The sequence below is a fragment of the Marinomonas sp. ATLA20 genome, from assembly GCF_057180105.1.
Map to the genome: position 1 here is coordinate 461741 of NZ_JBXUKU010000001.1, position 17343 is coordinate 479083.

At 44.0% G+C, this 17343-nt stretch carries 18 protein-coding genes; 9 read left to right on the forward strand and 9 right to left on the reverse strand.

Annotated features, from left to right (window positions below):
- Positions 1-28 precede the first annotated feature (28 nt).
- The 4 genes from AC2A4J_RS01990 to znuB are packed head-to-tail and all read left to right on the forward strand — an operon-like array spanning position 29 to position 3124.
- Positions 29-1003, forward strand: coding sequence for a nickel/cobalt transporter (locus AC2A4J_RS01990; RefSeq protein WP_484174698.1), 975 nt, complete (start codon positions 29-31; stop codon positions 1001-1003).
- Positions 1003-1509: a Fur family transcriptional regulator gene (locus tag AC2A4J_RS01995; RefSeq protein WP_484174699.1), complete on the forward strand. Its 507-nt coding sequence runs from the start codon at positions 1003-1005 to the stop codon at positions 1507-1509. Before AC2A4J_RS01990 ends, AC2A4J_RS01995 begins: the two co-directional genes overlap by 1 nt.
- Positions 1506-2294, forward strand: a complete 789-nt coding sequence (gene znuC, locus AC2A4J_RS02000) for a zinc ABC transporter ATP-binding protein ZnuC (protein WP_484174700.1) — start codon at positions 1506-1508, stop codon at positions 2292-2294. The genes AC2A4J_RS01995 and znuC overlap by 4 nt, the downstream gene beginning before the upstream one ends.
- Before the next feature lie 38 nt (positions 2295-2332).
- Positions 2333-3124, forward strand: coding sequence for a zinc ABC transporter permease subunit ZnuB (gene znuB, locus AC2A4J_RS02005; protein ID WP_484174701.1), 792 nt, complete (start codon positions 2333-2335; stop codon positions 3122-3124).
- 15 nt (positions 3125-3139) lie between these two features.
- Here znuB and AC2A4J_RS02010 read toward each other — a convergent pair whose 3' ends face one another.
- On the reverse strand, positions 3140-4510 hold the full coding sequence (locus tag AC2A4J_RS02010; protein WP_484174702.1) for a sensor histidine kinase: 1371 nt from the start codon (positions 4508-4510) through the stop codon (positions 3140-3142).
- Positions 4511-4518: 8 nt separating this feature from the next.
- Positions 4519-5184: a response regulator transcription factor gene (locus AC2A4J_RS02015; protein ID WP_484174703.1), complete on the reverse strand. Its 666-nt coding sequence runs from the start codon at positions 5182-5184 to the stop codon at positions 4519-4521.
- Between the two features lie 219 nt (positions 5185-5403).
- Here AC2A4J_RS02015 and AC2A4J_RS02020 point away from each other — a divergent pair, with 219 nt between their 5' ends.
- Together AC2A4J_RS02020 and AC2A4J_RS02025 are read left to right on the forward strand one after the other, a co-directional pair.
- A complete protein-coding gene (locus AC2A4J_RS02020) occupies positions 5404-5871 on the forward strand; it encodes a YbaN family protein (protein ID WP_484174704.1) in 468 nt (155 codons plus the stop codon).
- A gap of 80 nt (positions 5872-5951) precedes the next feature.
- Complete coding sequence (locus AC2A4J_RS02025) at positions 5952-6542, forward strand: biliverdin-producing heme oxygenase (protein ID WP_484174705.1); 591 nt, start codon at positions 5952-5954, stop codon at positions 6540-6542.
- A gap of 25 nt (positions 6543-6567) precedes the next feature.
- On the opposite strand, the gene AC2A4J_RS02030 is transcribed toward AC2A4J_RS02025, so the two are convergent.
- The 3 genes from AC2A4J_RS02030 to AC2A4J_RS02040 form a co-directional block, all read right to left on the reverse strand.
- Positions 6568-6759 (reverse strand): zf-HC2 domain-containing protein, encoded by a 192-nt coding sequence (locus AC2A4J_RS02030; protein ID WP_484174706.1) that lies wholly within the window; start codon positions 6757-6759, stop codon positions 6568-6570.
- Complete coding sequence (locus AC2A4J_RS02035) at positions 6759-7388, reverse strand: RNA polymerase factor sigma-70 (protein ID WP_484174707.1); 630 nt, start codon at positions 7386-7388, stop codon at positions 6759-6761. Before AC2A4J_RS02035 ends, AC2A4J_RS02030 begins: the two co-directional genes overlap by 1 nt.
- Before the next feature lie 75 nt (positions 7389-7463).
- Positions 7464-8015: a gamma carbonic anhydrase family protein gene (locus tag AC2A4J_RS02040; RefSeq protein WP_484174708.1), complete on the reverse strand. Its 552-nt coding sequence runs from the start codon at positions 8013-8015 to the stop codon at positions 7464-7466.
- A 166-nt stretch (positions 8016-8181) separates the two neighbouring features.
- Here AC2A4J_RS02040 and prlC point away from each other — a divergent pair, with 166 nt between their 5' ends.
- Positions 8182-10212, forward strand: coding sequence for an oligopeptidase A (gene prlC, locus AC2A4J_RS02045; protein WP_484174709.1), 2031 nt, complete (start codon positions 8182-8184; stop codon positions 10210-10212).
- 105 nt (positions 10213-10317) lie between these two features.
- Positions 10318-10578 carry a YheV family putative zinc ribbon protein gene (locus AC2A4J_RS02050; RefSeq protein WP_255827530.1) on the forward strand — a complete coding sequence of 87 codons (261 nt, stop codon included), beginning with the start codon at positions 10318-10320 and terminating at the stop codon, positions 10576-10578.
- A gap of 78 nt (positions 10579-10656) precedes the next feature.
- Here the strand turns inward: AC2A4J_RS02050 and AC2A4J_RS02055 are convergent, their stop codons facing one another.
- From AC2A4J_RS02055 to AC2A4J_RS02065, 3 genes are all read right to left on the reverse strand, one after another.
- Positions 10657-12582, reverse strand: coding sequence for an amylosucrase (locus AC2A4J_RS02055; RefSeq protein WP_484174710.1), 1926 nt, complete (start codon positions 12580-12582; stop codon positions 10657-10659).
- Positions 12583-12811: 229 nt separating this feature from the next.
- Positions 12812-13348 (reverse strand): DUF3750 domain-containing protein, encoded by a 537-nt coding sequence (locus tag AC2A4J_RS02060; protein ID WP_255827532.1) that lies wholly within the window; start codon positions 13346-13348, stop codon positions 12812-12814.
- A gap of 182 nt (positions 13349-13530) precedes the next feature.
- Positions 13531-14169 (reverse strand): NAD(P)H-dependent oxidoreductase, encoded by a 639-nt coding sequence (locus AC2A4J_RS02065; protein WP_484174711.1) that lies wholly within the window; start codon positions 14167-14169, stop codon positions 13531-13533.
- Positions 14170-14392: 223 nt separating this feature from the next.
- On the opposite strand from AC2A4J_RS02065, the gene sstT reads away from it, so the two are divergent.
- Complete coding sequence (sstT, locus tag AC2A4J_RS02070; RefSeq protein WP_484174712.1) at positions 14393-15613, forward strand: serine/threonine transporter SstT; 1221 nt, start codon at positions 14393-14395, stop codon at positions 15611-15613.
- Positions 15614-15706: 93 nt separating this feature from the next.
- On the opposite strand, the gene AC2A4J_RS02075 is transcribed toward sstT, so the two are convergent.
- Complete coding sequence (locus AC2A4J_RS02075; protein ID WP_484174713.1) at positions 15707-17341, reverse strand: methyl-accepting chemotaxis protein; 1635 nt, start codon at positions 17339-17341, stop codon at positions 15707-15709.
- Positions 17342-17343: the final 2 nt, after the last annotated feature.

The following is a 17343-nucleotide window of genomic DNA, read 5'->3' on the forward strand; positions in this document are numbered from 1 at the left end:
TTCTATCCAATTTCGGTGAGAGCCAATTATGGCAAAGAACGTCGCTTTTTTATTGTTATCTTTTTTATGTCTCAGCTCGCCTCTTTATGCCGCGATGGATTTTGCGGTGTATCAAGACTTTATCCAGTGGGTGATTTCCCAGCAGGCCACCTTTCATCGTGAATTAGTGTCTTTAGTGCGTTCTATTAGTAAGGGCGGCAGTCCAGTTTTGTTGTGGGGATTAATCTCTACCAGCTTTTTTTACGGCGTGTTTCACGCGGCAGGGCCTGGGCATGGCAAGGCGGTGATTTCGGCGTATATGCTAGCGAGTAAAGCACCGTTACGTCGTGGCATTAGCCTCGCGTTTTTATGTGCGGGCGTTCAGGCTGTGATGGCAGTGTTGGTTATTGTGGTACTTAGCCAAGTGTTTTCTTTGGCGGGAAAAGCCATGCAAATCAGTCGTTTCTTTGAAGTAGCGAGTTTTGCAGCGGTTGGCTTTATTGGTGTGTGGATTCTTGTGCGTTTATTACGTGGTCAGTCTGGTTGTGGTCATGATCACTCGCAAGATCACCTAGAGGAGCACCATAATCATTCCCATGAAGGCCATTCCCATGAAAGTCATGGCCACTCGCACAGTCATTCTCATGATCACACTTGCTGTGCACATCATCATGCAGACGAGGCGAAAACCGCTCGTCGAAGTATTTGGGCTATGGTGGCTGCGGTCGGTATTCGTCCTTGTACGGGCGCGATTTTGGTTTTGTTATTCTCTTTGAGCACGGGCATTTTTGTTTGGGGCTTGGTGGCGACTTTTGCCATGGCGTTAGGCACAGCAATTACGGTCGCATCTTTGGCGGGCGTCAGTGTATTTGTGCGTGACACAGGTTTTGCGTTAAGCAGTGAGCATCGCGTTTGGCGACAACGAGTGTCGCGTGCCTTTGGTTTTATTGCCGCTTTCGCTTTGATTATCATCAGTACTTCAATGATTTGGAGTTACTTAAGTAATGTAGGAAGGGCTTTTTAATGAAACATGAAAATTCACATGAGCACGTCCATCATAATCATAATCACAATCACTGTATCGAAAGCGCGTTAAGCACAGCGGAAGCATTGTGCGTCCAACAAGGCCAGCGACTGACGAAAGTACGTCGACGTGCGCTGGAATTGATTTGGGAAAGTCATCGACCGCTTGGTGCGTATCAGCTATTGGCCAAGTTAGCCGAAGAAGGTTTTAATTCTGCGCCGCCAACGGTTTACCGTGCATTGGATTTTCTCCTAGGCGCAGGCTTGATTCACAAAGTGGAATCGATGAATGCGTATCTTGGTTGTGCCCATGCAGACAAAGCCCATAAAGGCTATTTCTTGATTTGCGACGAATGTCACAATGTTATGGAATTTGATTACCAAGATATTCACGCGGCGTTGGTTGAAAAGGCTGCGCATCAAGGTTTTGAGCTGCGTGCTGAAACCATTGAGTTAACAGGTTTGTGCGCCAAGTGTAAGGTGATATCAGCAGGAGCAAGCGCGTGAGTAAACGATTGGTTGCTTTTGACAAAATTGGTATCGCGTTTGATGGCCGAGTGCTGCTCGAAAACATTGATATGACGATCAGTGAAGGGGAGATTGTTACCCTGATTGGCCCAAACGGGAGCGGAAAAAGCACGCTTATTCGCACCTTGCTCGGTCTGCAAGAAGCCACGTCAGGCGAAGTGGTAAGACACAAAACCTTGCGTATCGGTTATATGCCGCAAAAGCTGCATATCGATCCGACCTTGCCATTAACGGTAAAGCATTTCTTGGCCTTGGTGCGTGGTGTTGATAAACAGCAAATCCTTCCTACATTAGAAAAATTGGGCATTGGTCATTTGCTCCAATCCCAAGTACATGTGTTGTCTGGCGGCGAAACTCAGCGTGTTTTATTGGCGCGTGCTTTGTTGAATCGACCGAATTTATTGGTACTTGATGAGCCAGTGCAAGGCGTAGATGTAAATGGTCAGGTGGAACTTTATAATCTGATTGAAGGCATTCGCAATGAGCTAAATTGCGGCGTGCTGATGGTTTCTCATGATTTGCATTTGGTGATGGCAAAAACCGATACTGTGGTATGCATCAATCAGCACGTTTGTTGCTCGGGTAGTCCGCAACATGTGACTGGACATCCAGCTTATCAAGCTTTGTTTGGTGTGCCAGGGGCAGACGAATCCATCGCGATTTATGCCCATCAGCATGATCACGTTCATGATGAACACGGCAGTATTTTGTCAGATGGTGACAAGGCTCATAGCCACGATCATTCTCAGTGTAACCATCATTAATCACACCTAAGTTAGCAGATATTGGAGTTCGTAAAACCATGTTAGATCTTTTGCTCAGAGCCTTGTTAGGCGGATTGGGTGTGGCGTCTGTCGCTGGGCCGCTAGGGGCTTTTGTTGTATGGCGACGCATGGCGTATTTTGGTGATACCTTGGCGCATTCTGCTTTGTTGGGTGTGGCGTTAGGCTTTTTATTAGACATCAATTTGAATCTTGCGATTATTGTTTTATGTGTCGGTCTGGCCTTGGTGTTAGTCACTTTGCAGAAGAAACACATTATCGCTACCGATACCTTGTTGGGGATCTTGGCGCATTCGGCATTGTCGCTTGGCCTAGTGGCAGTAAGCTTTCTCGATAATATTCGAATCGATTTGATGGCCTATTTGTTTGGTGATTTGCTGGCGATTAACCAAGCGGATGTGTATTGGATTTATGGTGGTGGTTTGGCGGTTATCGCGCTATTGGTGACCTTCTGGAAGCCATTGCTCGCCGTTACCGTAAACGAAGAATTGGCAAAAGTAGAAGGTTATCCGGTAGAGGCGATTCGTTTATTGCTGATGTTGCTGGTGGCTTTGGTGATTGCCGTGGCAATGAAAATCGTCGGCGTGTTGCTGATTACCTCTTTGATGATCATTCCCGCAGCAACCGCACGGAAGCTATCGAAGACGCCGGTACAGATGGCGTCGTTCGCTAGCTTGATTGGTTGTCTGTCTGTGTGTGGCGGCTTGTGGGCATCTTATCGCTGGGATACACCAACTGGGCCAAGTGTCGTTGTCTGTGCTGCCTTGTTGTTTCTAGTGGCTTATACTTTGCCGTTTAAACGTTTGCGTTGATGGGATGTTAATTCGTTATTGTGGGTGGGGGAGTTTGATACACGCACAGAGCCCTGGATGCAAATTCGTTAGTATTAATTCACCATTATGTAACGAGACGATCGCTTGAATGAGCGTGAGTCCTAAACCATGGCCAAAGACGTCTTGTTTAGTGGTAAGACGTTTGAAACGCTGAGTAACAAACTTATGGTTCTCTTCTGGGATCCCTGAGCCTTGGTCTGTTATTTTGATATAGGTGTCTTTATGCGATTCACAGATACAAAGGCGAATTATTTTGCTCTGTGGTGCGTATTTAATTGCGTTGTCTAATAAGTTAGCAATGGCTTGGAATATTAATACTTTATCAGCTGTAAAGGTGTGCTTCTTATTTGCGTCAATGTGAAGCTCAATATCGTACTGTTCTGCTAATGGCTGATAGTATTCATACACATCATACAAAATTTCATAGGCATTAATGGTGTCTTTTTGGTGATGGACTTGCCCGGTCTCGACCTCGGATAAGCGCATGATTGACCGAAAAAGCACCTGTATTTGCTCGGTTTCTTTGATTGCTTGCTCAAGTTCTGTAAGTTCTTTTCCTTCTGCTCGTTCTGATATATTGATCAGCTTATGCTGCAGTCGTGTTAGAGGAGTTCTTAGTTCATGGGCGACATGGCTGGTAATATCCCGAACTTCCACCATTAATCTCTGAGTACGAACAAGTACAATATTAATTTCTCGGCTTAGCTGGTCAAATTCATCTTTATTAGTTTCAATGTCTACTCTGACATTGTGCTCACCACTCGCATACCTCTCTAAAGTATTGATGATATTATTAACGCGACGTAAATTATGGCGGCTAAACCGTAAGCTAATTAATAAAATCATGAGTTGTATCACTAAAAGACCTCCTCCAGTCATAAAAGATATGGATTGGGTCTGCTGGTTCATAGGCTTTACATTGTAAGTATTTAAATAAATACCGCCATCTTTTAAAGGGATCAATAGCCCTAATAGTTCTATTTTATTATTTTTAAAAGATATTGTAGCTGGCGGATAATTGATATTTTCTGTTAACTTCAGAATTTGATCTTTTGGTATATTGTTTTCACCTCCTAATAATAGCTTTCTATTTTTATCAAAAATAAAATTGAAGTGGTCTTTTCTTTTGTCTTGGATGTTTTCATTTTTTAATTTCTCAGCTAGCTTTCTACTATCTTCAAAGTTGTCTTTTATGCTTTGAGATTCTATGTTTTCTAATATCATATTTTTTACATGGCTGACCATGATATTTTCTAAAATATAATCACATATGAAAATAGAGGCGGAAGAAACAGATAAACAAATAAAAGCGATAATAATAGCTTGCCTAAAGCTACTGCTGTGGAATAAAGATTTTGTAAGCACAGTCCTGTTTACCCTAAAGCATAGCCAACTGAACGAATGGTTTTAATAATTGGGTTCTTAAACCCATCGTCCAGTTTGTGTCTTAGCTTGGAAAGGTGCACATCTAAAATGTTGGTCTGGGGGTCGAAATGATATCCCCAAGCTTTCTCTAATAGCATGTTACGCGTCACCGTTTGCCCTGGATGTTCAGCAAGAACGTAGAGTAATTTGAATTCTTTGTTAGTAAGATCTATTTTTTTGCCTGACCGTGTTACTTCGTGTTGCTCAAGATCTATCATCATATCTTTGATTTTTATTAGATGGCTTGAAGCAACATTTTTGGTACGAGAGTATAGGCGTTCTAGACGTAAAAGAAGCTCAGTATAATCAAATGGTTTACCTAAGTAATCATCGGCACCAGCTCTTAGACCTTCTATTCGGTCTGATGTTTGGTCATTCGCTGAGAGGATTAATATCGGTGGGTGTGGGATGCTTTCAAGTAGCCTAAGTAATTGTATACCGTCTAACTTTGGTAGAGCTCGGTCTAGCAAAATAACGTCAAAAACTTCTGTTTTTATGAGCTTTAATGCTTTTTCACCATCGTCTACTAGCTTGCATACATGACCTGATACATGCAGTTTACTGCTAATCCAGTGGCTCACAGAGGCATCATCTTCAACAACGAGGATACGCATATCTTCTTATCTCTAGTAAAAAATTAGTAAAGGCACATGAGGATTAATTACCGTAACAGTATTGATAACGATTATCAATACTGTTTGTTTTGTGCTAACAGCAAAGTCCTACTACATGAGTTGATACTTAGGTGCGTTAGTTGGCTATCCTAGCAACTGGGTGCCAAAGAGCTACCCTTCTTTTATTAAGCAATCTTAATGTACTAAAGTTGAGTTGATGTGAAAAAACATACTAATGGTTGTATTTTTTCGATAGTATTTTTTATAGGTTTAATAAAAGAGTTATCTGAGACTAAATCCATGATTGGGAAATGCAAAATACTCGTATACAAATTAGTTGCAGCGCTTAGTTTAATAATGGCGTTTGTGGGTGTTATGGTTCCAGGCATTCCTGCGACTGAATTTATACTATTGTGTGCGTGGTCATCATCGAAAGGCTCCCCTAGAATTCACCGTTTCTTATATAATAATCGATTCACAGGGCCTGCTCTATATAATTGGAATCACGGTAAGGTGATTTCGAAAAGTAATAAAATATTATCATCCTTTAGTATGTTTTTTTGTGCATGTTTACTGGTTTATAGCGATGTTAATGAATACGTTATTATTTTTTCTTTGTCAGGTATGTTTGTTGGTTTTTTATGGATGTGGTCTAGGCCGACAGAAGTAAGAAAGGAAGAGTGTTAGTTTTTCTTAATATAAACAAGATGGCTATTTGAAATGTAAGTTTTTATGATCTCATAAAATAGATTCAAATGAGGTTACATATGAAAACAATCGATAAAGAGCCAGAGATACTGACATTTGCAAAGCGTTTGAAATATTCTACTCGCACTAACCACGATAGTGTCGATTCACTGGTAATGCAATCTGAACCTTTTGCAAACGAAGAAAACTACAGAAGTTTTTTACGCCTACAGCATATTTTCCATTTATCAGTTGCTCCTTTGTATCAATGCAGTGAGCTGCAGGCATTGTTTCCTGGATTAGCTGAATTACCTAGGTTGTCTGCGGTCGAATCGGATCTGAATGACTTGGGTTTAAAGGCTGATGTCGATGCGTCCTTGTTAGCAACGCCGACCGATCTGTATCAAGCTATTGGTTGGCTTTATTGCAGCGAGGGCTCCAATATTGGTGCGGCATTTTTATATAAAGAAACTCAGAAACTGCAGTTTGATGCGGAGCATGGCGCTAGGCATTTAGCAGCACATCCTGAAGGACGAGCGCCGCATTGGCGTAAGTTTGTGGCTCAGCTAGACGCGTTGTCGCTAACGGAAGAGCAAGAAGCACAGGCAGTAAAAGGGGCAATGGATGCTTTTGCATTTTATAAGAAAACACTATCGAGCCTGAATGCCTAAGAGTCTCTCTGAGGCCAGATGAAGATTATTTTTCCTCTGGCTTTTTTACATTGGTATAGGATTTTGATAACCCGCGAATAGTCTCCATTTGTTTGCCAAACTGGCGACAAGGAGTGCAAATTGCAGTGTGCATGGCCAAGTTTATCTTTTCTTTGGCGGATAAAGGGCGGTCCAGTTTCTCCGAGAGCATCTGGGTCGCTTGTTTGCATTTCATCATTACGATGTCTCCTTCTGAAACCAGTGATCTTCTAGACATTCTCGTAAGCGCAGCCGAGCGCGATACAAGGTGACGTTTAGGCTGCTGACGGTTACTTCTTCGTTATGGCAGATTTCAGGTGTGTCCATTTCGAGGAATTCGCGCATCATAAATAATCGGCCGTACTTGGCTGGTAGCGCATCTAAACAAGCATCGAAGATTCGCCAGAAGTGTGTGTTTTCAACGCCATGTTCTGGTTGATCCCATTTTTTGGGCCGCTCATCTTTTTGCCAGTGACCATTTTCTTCGAACAAGTGCTCTATTAATGCGTCGCCATTTAGGTTCGGCCCATCTTCGAGCTGACTGGCTGCCGTGTGGCGTTTTTCTTTGCGCAATAAGTCGATAATCTTGTTCTTCAAAATGGAAAACACCCAAGTCTTAAACGCCGCTTGTCGCGCAAAACGATCAATATTTTGATACGCAGAGATCATCGCTTCTTGTACTGCGTCTTCGGCAATCTGATTGTCTCGTACTTGAAGCCTTGCGAACTTCAGCATCTGTGTACGTAAATCTTCAATAAAAACAGTATCCTGAAAGATGTTTACTGCCGCTGAAGAATCCATCTCAACAGAAACATTCGCATTAGTCATTTAAGCCTCGGAGTGTGTGTAGTCATTAGACGATCTTGGTCTGGCTTTTATTACTATTCAACCGTAATTTTCTATCTATCGGCTTTTTTCAGCTTCAGCTTCAGCCAAGTACTCGTCTTTCAATTTGACATAATTAAGTCCGGCATATTGAAAATATTCGATTTCTTTGGCGCTGAGTGGGCGGATTTGTTTTACCGGAGAGCCCATGTACATAAAACCTGTTTCCAAACGCTTACCTGGTGGCACTAAAGAGCCAGCACCTATGATAACTTCGTCTTCAATCACCGCGCCATCAAGGATGGTCGTTCCCATGCCCACTAAGACTCTGCTGCCAATGGTACAACCATGTAACATTGCCATATGACCGACGGTCACGTCGTCGCCAATTTCCAAAGGGTGGCCTTCAGGTTTGTAAGTGCTGGCATGAGTAATGTGCAAGCAGGAGTTATCTTGAATGCTGGTGCGAGCACCAATACGAATGCGATGCATGTCGCCACGGATCGCCACCAAAGGCCAAACCGAGCTGTCTTCGCCAATGGTGACATCGCCAATGATCACTGCATTGTCATCGACCCATACACGGTCGCCTAGTTGTGGTGTTTTGCCACGGAAAGATTTCATCACCATATACTGCTCTCTTACAGGATTTGATTAATAGAAAGTGTTAATAAATGAAGGAACTATTAACACAATAGCGTTTTATGCATTGAAAAAGTGTTAAGACAACCTATCTTATTAAGCATAGTATTGACCAATGCATTACAGCGTTCAATTTTTTAAAGGATATCATGATATGTCACAGTCTGTATGGGACGCGACCAGCTTACCGAATTTTACCGACGTCGATGTTGCGAACATCGAAGCGGATCTAGAGACACTGCTAAAGCACAATCAAGCAGCCATTGATGCTTGTGTGAGTGAAAACGCCAATCCAACATGGGCAAGTCTTGTTTTGCCATTGGATCAACTTCACGACGACTTAAATAATTTTTGGTCGCCAATCAGCCATTTGAATTCCGTTAAAAATACGCCTGAGTTACGTGCCGCTTACAACGCTTGTTTACCAAAATTGACTCAGTTTTATACAGATCTTGGACAGAACAAAGCCTTGTATCAAGCATACAAGAGTCTTGCTGAAAGTGAGGCGGCGAAAACCCTAAGCCAAGCTCAAAGTGAAGCCTTGGCGCAAACGATTCGTGATTTCGAATTGTCTGGTGTCGGCCTAGAAGGCGACGCCAAGAAACGCTATGGCGAGATCAGCCAGCGTTTGTCTGAGTTGGGTAGTCAGTTTGGTGAAAACGTATTAGACGCGACACAAGCGTGGAACAAACTAATTACCGACGAAAGTGAACTGTCTGGTTTGCCAGAATCGGCTTTGGCACAAGCCAAACAAATGGCCGAAGCCAAAGAAAAAGATGGCTGGTTGTTCACCTTGGATTTCCCATCTTATATTCCAGTGATGAGTTACGCCGACAATGCCGAACTGCGCGAAGAAATGTACCGCGCTTTTGCGACGCGTGCTTCTGACCAAGGTGGTGACATCAAATTCAACAATGCGCCTCTGATTGACGAAATTTTAGAGCTACGTCATGAGATGGCCCATATCCTTGGTTTTGATAATTACGCAGAATTGTCTGTTGCCACTAAAATGGCGGACAATGGCCAGCAGGTTATCGATTTCTTAGACGATTTAGCGAAAAAGTCAAAAAGCTCGGCAGAACAAGATCTTGCGCAACTAACAGCGTTCGCTAAAGACGAAAATGGCGTGGAAAAATTGAACGCTTGGGACATGACCTACTACGCGGAAAAACTACGTCAGCACAAGTACAGTATTTCTCAAGAAGAGCTGCGTCCTTATTTCCCAATGAACAAGGTTTTGTCTGGATTGTTTCACGTGGCACAAACTTTATTCGGTGTGGATATTCGCGAAGAAAAAGAATTTGATAGCTATAACAGGGACTTGCAGTTATTTACGATCAGCAAGGATGGCGAAGACGTGTCTCGTTTCTATTTAGATCCATATGCGCGTGAAGCAAAACGCGGTGGTGCGTGGATGGATTCTTGCCGTACACGTCGTCGTTTAAGCGATAACCGCTTGCAGCTACCGATTGCGTATCTTGTGTGTAACTTCACCCCACCAATTGGCGCTAAGCCAGCGTTATTGACTCACGATGAAGTCACCACCTTGTTCCATGAATTTGGTCATGGCTTGCACCACATGTTGACTCAAGTGGATGTGTCTTCTGTATCGGGCATCAATGGTGTGGCATGGGATGCCGTTGAGTTGCCAAGTCAATTTATGGAAAACTGGTGTTACGAGCCAGAAGCCCTGGCTCACATAGCGGGTCATTACGAAACAGGCGAGCCGCTGCCACAAGACTTGTTAGACAAGATGCTGGCCGCGAAGAACTTCCAATCCGGTATGCAGATGATGCGTCAATTGGAGTTTTCTTTGTTCGACTTCCGTTTGCACATGGAATATCAAAAAGACATTTCAGTTCAGTCTGTCCTTGATGATGTTCGTAGCAAAGTGGCTGTTACCACGCCACCTGAATTTAACCGTTTCCAAAACAGCTTCTCGCATATTTTTGCGGGTGGTTACGCGGCCGGTTACTACAGCTATAAATGGGCGGAAGTCTTGTCCGCTGACGCGTTCTCGAAATTCGAAGAGGACGGCATCTTCAATAAAGATACCGGCGCGCGCTTCCGTGATACCATATTGGCCAATGGCGGCTCTCGTCCTGCAGCAGAATTATTTGCTGAGTTCCGTGGTCGTGAGCCAAGCACCGATGCCTTATTGAGACACAGCGGCATCGCGGCTTAATTTTTTGTACTGCAAGGAAGCAGCGCCTCGCCTGATGGTAATCAGACAAGGCGCTGCTTTTTTATAACGCCGAATTAGGGCGTTACTTTTTTTGAAGGTAGGGTTATGACAGTAAAACGCTTTATCGCAGGGGCGGTATGCCCTCGTTGTAGTGAGATGGATAAGATTCGTGCATGGCGTGACGATGACGCTGAAAAGCAATATCGTGAGTGCGTTGGCTGTGGTTACACGGATGAGCAGTCTACGGTTATACAGGCGCAGCCCACTGAGATTCCAACACGAGTAAACACGCCTCACAGCAGCTCTCCAGAAGCAGAAGAAGTCGTGATTAACTTTATACCGAATCCGGGATCGACTAAGCACTAGCCCCAACCGAGCATATGACAATTAAAAAACGGATTGATATCTCTATCAATCCGTTTTTTTGTATAGCTTAAAGTGTGCTTAGTGATTGACCAGCCAAAGAATGTCTAACGGTTCGATAAGGTTTAATGATGGCAAATTAATTAACTCTTTATCGAGCAAGTTGATTGCTGTGTCTTGGCCGATTAGTTCGCTTAGTGATTGACCAAGCGGCAGATGTTCAAGTGCTATTAGGTGTTCGCTCAGGTTGGCGATGACGAAGAGCGTTTCGTTGCCCATGGTTCGTTTGAAAGCGAATAAGTGTTCGCTGCCGAGTGAGACAAGTTCAAACTCCTGCGCAGCAAACAGCGGATTGGCTTTGCGAATTTGGATCATCTCTCGGATCAGCTGAGCGATTTTGCCCTGTGGTGTGTTGTTGTCATCAGCAAGGGCGAAGTCTTGCTTGGTGAGCTTCTTACGATGCACCCAGCGGCTATCGTCGGCTTTAGTCTGGTCGTTTAGATAATCGTTGTTGTTGAGTACGCCAAGATCGTCGCCTTGATACAATAAGGGAATGCCAGGCATGGCGAAGTTGATGCCGTTCAGGACTCGAATGCGTTTGATGGCATGATCAAGTAATAGAGGATCATTGATGTTGATGGCGTTTTCTACACCCGCCAGAGACGCCAAGGTACCGCAAACACGGCAATCACCATTGACTGGGTTCTCTTGAAAGGGTACACCCGCCGCAAAAGAGCCTTCAAATTGTCCGGTATAGAATTGATTCAAGAAGCGGCGATGGCCGATCCCATCAATGCCAAGACGATCAGAAATGGCGTCATCCCATAACCAGCCAATATCGTCATGACAGCGAATGTAGTTTATCCAAGTGGTATGTTCTGGAATGGTGAAACTGCGTTCAAGGGATTGGTATAACAAGCTGGTTTGGCGTGTTGCTAAACTTTCCCATAACAAGGCCATCATTAATGGATTGTAAGACAGGGTGCATTCATCGGCGCCAATGTATTTGTTGACTTCATCTGGATGAACAATGGCTTCAGATTTAAACACCACTTGCGGTGCGGCAATGTCCAAGCAGGCTTTGAAGGCTTTGATCAGATTATGAGCCTTAGGTAAGTTCTCGCATACTGTGCCTTTTTCTTTCCAGACAAAGGCTAAAGCATCAAGTCGTAAAACATCACAGCCGTTTAAAATGAGATGTAACATTTCTTCTACCACAGCGACAAAAACCGCCGGGTTCGAATAATTTAAATCCCATTGGAATGAGTTAAAGGTCGTCCATACATGACTGTCTAATTCAGGCAAATAGGTGAAACTGCCTCGACGGATCTGTGGAAAAATTTCACGCACTGTCTTATTGTATTCTGTGGCCTCTTGTTCGCCCATGAAATAGTAATAACCTTGGAATTCCTGGTCGCCAGATTTTGCCGCTTCGGCCCAACGGTGTTCGTCTGAGGTATGATTAAAGACAAAATCCAACACCATGCGGATGCCTTTTTTATGCAGCGCGGAAGCCAGGTCTTTTAGGTCTTTGTTGGTGCCCAAATTTGGTGACACGGTGCGATAATCTGAAATCGCGTAACCTCCATCACTGTTGCCCTCTGGTGATAAGTACAGTGGCATTAGATGGACATAATTGATTCCTAACGATTCAAAGTACGGAATCTTATCGATAAGAGAATTTAGATCATCCGCTAGTAAATCCACATACACGGCGATGCCGACATTTTTATTGGATTCAAACCAGAATTCTGCTTTGTCTTTGATCTGGGCTGGACGCTGTTTTTTCTGAAAATAGATAAAAGATTGCAGCAAGACTTTTAGATGATAATGCAAGTCGAAGCATTGTCCATAAAGCGGAAAAATCTGTTCGAAAAGAGGTTTGAAGCCACTTTCTAAACGCTGAATGAAAATGGCTTTTTGCTGGGATGTTAGCTGGCTAAAGTCTAATTCCGCTAATAGGCGCTGTTGTGTTTTTTGTGCTTCAAAAGCGAAATTCATGACCATGATGTTGCCTTGTAAGACGTGCTCGTAAAAAACGACGAGTTCGGATTATTGTTGTCTAGGGAAGATTGGCGTGAAGGGGCGCTCTAACCGCAAGATTAACGCGCTTCGTTTCCTATAAAGAAAACGTAGCCTAAGGACTATGGCGGGTCAATATGGCAACTTTCTAAATACGGACTTAATTTCCGAGAAGTAGGGTATCTCGGAAATTAAAGCTCTCTATTAGGCAAAATTAATTGTCAGCATAACCACTACCAATGGCGCGAAATGGCATATCCAGATCCAGCTCTGGGACTTGTAGGCCAATCCACGTTGGGAATGTGTTGCTGTTAGGCCCAGGGAAGACGGTATATTCGTTTGCCCAAGGATAGCGCTTCACTGCTGCGTCTATTTTCGGAATCAATGCTTCGGCTTTTGGGCCAATAATAGACAGTACTTTTTCTGGTTTCGCGCCAAACCAGTAGCGATCGGGTGTCGCCGTTTTATATTCAGATAACGCTGGAAGTCCTCTGTCTACTCGCCAACCGACCACTTCATGTACCGTGTATTCGGATGCGTTCTTTTCCTTAGTCGCCACCCAAGTATGAACCGCAAACCAACCTCGCCAACTAAAGGCATCGGCGGCATAAAACTCGATGACAGCGTCTTTTTCTGTTTCTGGAGAGGGCGCTATACCAGCAGGCTCTCGGCTTGCAGTACGCCAGTTGTCGTTGGAAGAACAAGCGCTTAAAAATAGTGTGATGAAAATAAGTCCTAGATACTTTGCCATGCTTTGTCCTTGGGCTGTTGGGTATTTAATTGCTATTAACATACGCAAATTTTGGTGTATTTGGGTCACTATTTATGGCTTTGGTTCACTATTCCCTATTTTTTGCCAAGTTCAAAAAATGAGCATAAAAAAACGCCAACGATGTTGGCGTTTTAGTTTTGTACTTCTGAATAGACCTGAAACTAGTTCATTTCAGTAATAAATTCTTCTGTAGAGCGACGGACTTTTTTCAGGTCTTTCAACCAGTCGCCTTCTTCTGCACGGTAACCCAAAGGCAATAGAATCACAGAGCGCAGACCGCGTTCTGTTAGACCTAGGATCTCATCCACTTTAGCAGGGTCAAAGCCTTCCATTGGTGTGCTGTCTACGCCTTCTTCAGCAGCAGCAATCAATGCTGTGCCAAGACCGATGTAAGCTTGGCGGGCCGCGTGTTGGTAATTCACTTCGGCATCACGTGGAGGGTAAGCGCCCAAAATCATTTGACGGTAGTTTTCCCAGCCTTCGTTTTTAAAGCCACGTTCGTCGTTCACTAGGTCGAACATTTTGTTAATGCGTTCTTCTGTGTAGTTATCCCACGCAGCAAATACTAGTAGGTGAGAACCGTCAGTGATTTGTGCTTGGTTCCAAGCATGGGGAACGATGGCTTCACGCAATGCTTTGTTCTTAACAACGATGACTTCATATGGCTGAAGACCACTTGATGTCGCTGTTAGGCGAATCGCTTCTAAAATACGATCTACTTTTTCTTGCTCAACGGCTTTGCTTGAGTCCATTTTTTTAGCGGCATAGCGCCAGTTCAATTTTTCCAACAAATTCGACATTGTAGTTCCTTGATAAGGTTTGTATATGTGAAGAATATTAGGCCAATATCGGTTGAGTACAAGTAGTGCTTTCAGGATGAAATGAGGAAGTTGAATGATCGGTTAAATCTTCGATTTGGTTGATATGTTGCAATAATATCTGCAATTACGCCCTAAAATGGTTCATTTTTGAGTGAGGATGAAGTAAGGTGCGGCCTTGAAAATTTCAATGGACCCCCTTCTAATGACATTTGCTCAAAAACCTTCGCTGTTTCAGCGTTATCTTCGCGGTAGTTTAGTGCTACAAATAGCCATCGGTATCGTTTGTGGCGTCGTTCTGGCTTATGTTGCGCCTAGCATTGCCTTATCGACCAGCCTGCTTGGTGACTTTTTCGTCAAGGCACTAAAAGCCATTGCGCCAATCCTGGTGTTTTTGTTGGTGATGGCATCGATTGCCAATCACAAGCAAGCTCAACAAAGTCATATTCGCCCTGTCATTGCGCTTTATATTGCGGGGACTTTTGTCGCCGCTTTAACGGCTGTGATGTTCAGTTTTGCCTTTCCGACGCAATTAAACTTAGTGTCACCTGATCTAAGCCAAAGTGCACCGCAAGGTATTGGCGAAGTACTGCATACACTGGTGTTTAAAATGGTCGATAATCCAGTTAACGCGTTGGTTCAAGGCAACTACGTTGGCATCTTAACCTGGGCAATTGGCTTTGGCTTAGGTTTACGTCATGCGTCTGAATCGACGAAATCGGCATTGCAGCACATTTCGACCAGTGTGACTGGCATTGTTTCCTTCATTATCCGCTTGGCACCTTTTGGTATTTTTGGTTTGGTTGCCAGCACGATAGCGGCAACAGGCTTCGATGCTCTATTTGGGTATTCGCACCTGTTAGCGGTATTGATTGGCGCCATGCTGTTTATCGCGTTTGTTACCAATCCATTGTTGGTATTCTGGAAAATTCGTCGTAACCCGTATCCTTTGGTCTTTAAGTGTCTAAAAGAAAGTGGCGTGACAGCATTCTTTACCCGTAGTTCGGCGGCTAATATTCCGGTTAACTTAGATCTTTGTAAGCGCTTAGACTTGGATGAAGACACCTATTCTGTGTCTATTCCATTAGGTGCGACCATTAATATGGCAGGCGCGGCGATTACCATTACGGTGTTAACCTTGGCGGCGGTGCATACTTTAGGTATCTCATTGGATTTTGGTACGGCGTTATTGCTTAGCATTATCGCGGCCGTCTCTGCGTGTGGTGCATCGGGCGTGGCAGGTGGTTCTTTGTTGCTAATTCCGTTGGCGTGTAGCTTGTTTAATATTCCAAATGAAATTGCCATGCAGGTTGTTGCTGTTGGTTTCATTATTGGTGTGTTGCAGGATTCCGCTGAGACTGCGCTAAATAGCTCGACTGATGTTTTGTTTACGGCTGCGGCTTGTCTCTCGGATGATAAGAGTTAATTAGATACAGGGCTGTTTTAGAGCAGCAAAAAGAAAGGGAGCTTCGGCTCCCTTTCTTGTTTCTATGGATTACTAGCGAAACGGCTATTCGTTTTAAAGTTTAAACTGAGTAACCAGTTTATCAAGCTGAACAGACAGTTTCTGTAAGTTGGTGCTTGATGCAGTCAGTTCATCTGCTATTTCAGACGTTTCCGTTGTTAGCTGGTTAATCTCTTCGACGTTTTTACTCATGTCATTGACCACAAGAGATTGTTCTTCTGTCGCAGTAGCAACCTGAATGTTCATGTCACTGATTTGGCCAATGTGTGCTGTGATTTGCTCAAGAGCCGTGTTTGCTTCATTTGCTTGACCGACTACTGAGTTGCTTTGATCTTGCCCCGTTTTAATTGTGGCAACCGTTTTAGCGGATTGTTCTTGTAGTTGGTCTATCATTTTTTGAATTTCATCAGTGGAAGCGGCTGAACGGCTTGCCAGATTACGAACTTCATCGGCAACGACGGCGAACCCTCGGCCTTGTTCACCGGCGCGAGCCGCTTCGATTGCAGCGTTCAGAGCCAGCAAGTTGGTTTGTTCTGAGATGCTACGGATAGTATCAAGAATGCTACCAATCGAATCTGTCTGCGTGGCTAATGAACCAATATCTGAACTGATGTGATTAATTTCAGTAGACAGTGCTGTTATGCCTTGGCGTGCTTTGGCAACTAAGCCAGCACCTTGATGAGCTTGTTTGTCGGCTTCTTGGGCTGCTCTTGCTGCTTGAGAAGCGTTCTCTGCGATGTTTTCAACGGTCGCGCCCATTTCATGGATTGCCGTGGCAATTTGCGTGGTACGGTCTCGTTCATTTATGCTGTTTGAATGCGTTGCCTTAGCTTTGGCGGCAACATCATTGGCGGTATGAGCCAGTTGACGAGAGTTGTCAGCGACGTTTTCGATAGCGACACGGACTTTGGTAATAAACTGGTTGAAGTGCTGGGCAATATCGCTAAGCTCATCTTTACCATCAAGATTCATTACTGTGCCAAGGTCAAGCTTATCACTGGCGCTTGAAATATGTTCTTGCAGATAGGCGACACGTTGGTTAAGGCGACGTAATACTAACCAAGCCAACAAGACAGAAGCAGAAAGCGCGATGACAATCAAAATGATCATGTCATTTCGGCTGTTTTCGTAATTTGTTTGGCTTTCAGCGTAGGCTTGCTCGCCTTGTTCAAGCAAATCATCTAGTATTTTATTAACCGCTTTACGCATGACACCGTAGCTGTTGGCATACTTTGTTTTGTAGATTTCTTGAGCGGTGGTTAGGTCATTTTTTTCGATTGCCGACAACATTGGTGCTAACTCGTTGCTTTTAACATTGGCAAATATATCAATGACTTTTTGAACTTCTGCACGCATCTTAGGTGTGACTTGCGCAGCCAATGCTTGATTCAGTGCCATATCCATTTCAGGGATATCTTCTTTGCGAGTTTCTTTGACGCGCGTTAAGGCGCCTCTTTCATCCTGCATTGCTGGAATTTCTTGCAGCAAGATGATGTCGATACCAACTCGCATACGTGGAATACGCGAGGCAACTTCTGCCATTGACCTAAGCGGCGCACTGGTATTTTGAGCGAGTTGTTTGGTTTGTTCTTGGGCATTGGATAAACCGCGTAATCCTGCCCAGCTGATAAGCAAGAGCACCAGGCAAGGTAAGGCGATTACCGAAATGAATTGTGTTTTCAGAGACATTT

What these genes read in the sequence shown, in the direction of transcription:
- AC2A4J_RS01990 (WP_484174698.1), top strand. Translation starts at nt 29, where the DNA reads ATGGCAAAGAACGTCGCTTTTTTATTGTTATCTTTTTTATGTCTCAGC.
- AC2A4J_RS01995 (WP_484174699.1), top strand. Translation starts at nt 1,003, where the DNA reads ATGAAACATGAAAATTCACATGAGCACGTCCATCATAATCATAATCAC.
- znuB (WP_484174701.1), top strand. Translation starts at nt 2,333, where the DNA reads ATGTTAGATCTTTTGCTCAGAGCCTTGTTAGGCGGATTGGGTGTGGCG.
- AC2A4J_RS02015 (WP_484174703.1), bottom strand. Translation starts at nt 5,184, where the DNA reads ATGCGTATCCTCGTTGTTGAAGATGATGCCTCTGTGAGCCACTGGATT.
- AC2A4J_RS02025 (WP_484174705.1), top strand. Translation starts at nt 5,952, where the DNA reads ATGAAAACAATCGATAAAGAGCCAGAGATACTGACATTTGCAAAGCGT.
- AC2A4J_RS02030 (WP_484174706.1), bottom strand. Translation starts at nt 6,759, where the DNA reads ATGATGAAATGCAAACAAGCGACCCAGATGCTCTCGGAGAAACTGGAC.
- AC2A4J_RS02035 (WP_484174707.1), bottom strand. Translation starts at nt 7,388, where the DNA reads ATGACTAATGCGAATGTTTCTGTTGAGATGGATTCTTCAGCGGCAGTA.
- AC2A4J_RS02040 (WP_484174708.1), bottom strand. Translation starts at nt 8,015, where the DNA reads ATGGTGATGAAATCTTTCCGTGGCAAAACACCACAACTAGGCGACCGT.
- prlC (WP_484174709.1), top strand. Translation starts at nt 8,182, where the DNA reads ATGTCACAGTCTGTATGGGACGCGACCAGCTTACCGAATTTTACCGAC.
- AC2A4J_RS02050 (WP_255827530.1), top strand. Translation starts at nt 10,318, where the DNA reads ATGACAGTAAAACGCTTTATCGCAGGGGCGGTATGCCCTCGTTGTAGT.
- AC2A4J_RS02055 (WP_484174710.1), bottom strand. Translation starts at nt 12,582, where the DNA reads ATGGTCATGAATTTCGCTTTTGAAGCACAAAAAACACAACAGCGCCTA.
- AC2A4J_RS02060 (WP_255827532.1), bottom strand. Translation starts at nt 13,348, where the DNA reads ATGGCAAAGTATCTAGGACTTATTTTCATCACACTATTTTTAAGCGCT.
- AC2A4J_RS02065 (WP_484174711.1), bottom strand. Translation starts at nt 14,169, where the DNA reads ATGTCGAATTTGTTGGAAAAATTGAACTGGCGCTATGCCGCTAAAAAA.
- sstT (WP_484174712.1), top strand. Translation starts at nt 14,393, where the DNA reads ATGACATTTGCTCAAAAACCTTCGCTGTTTCAGCGTTATCTTCGCGGT.
- AC2A4J_RS02075 (WP_484174713.1), bottom strand. Translation starts at nt 17,341, where the DNA reads ATGTCTCTGAAAACACAATTCATTTCGGTAATCGCCTTACCTTGCCTG.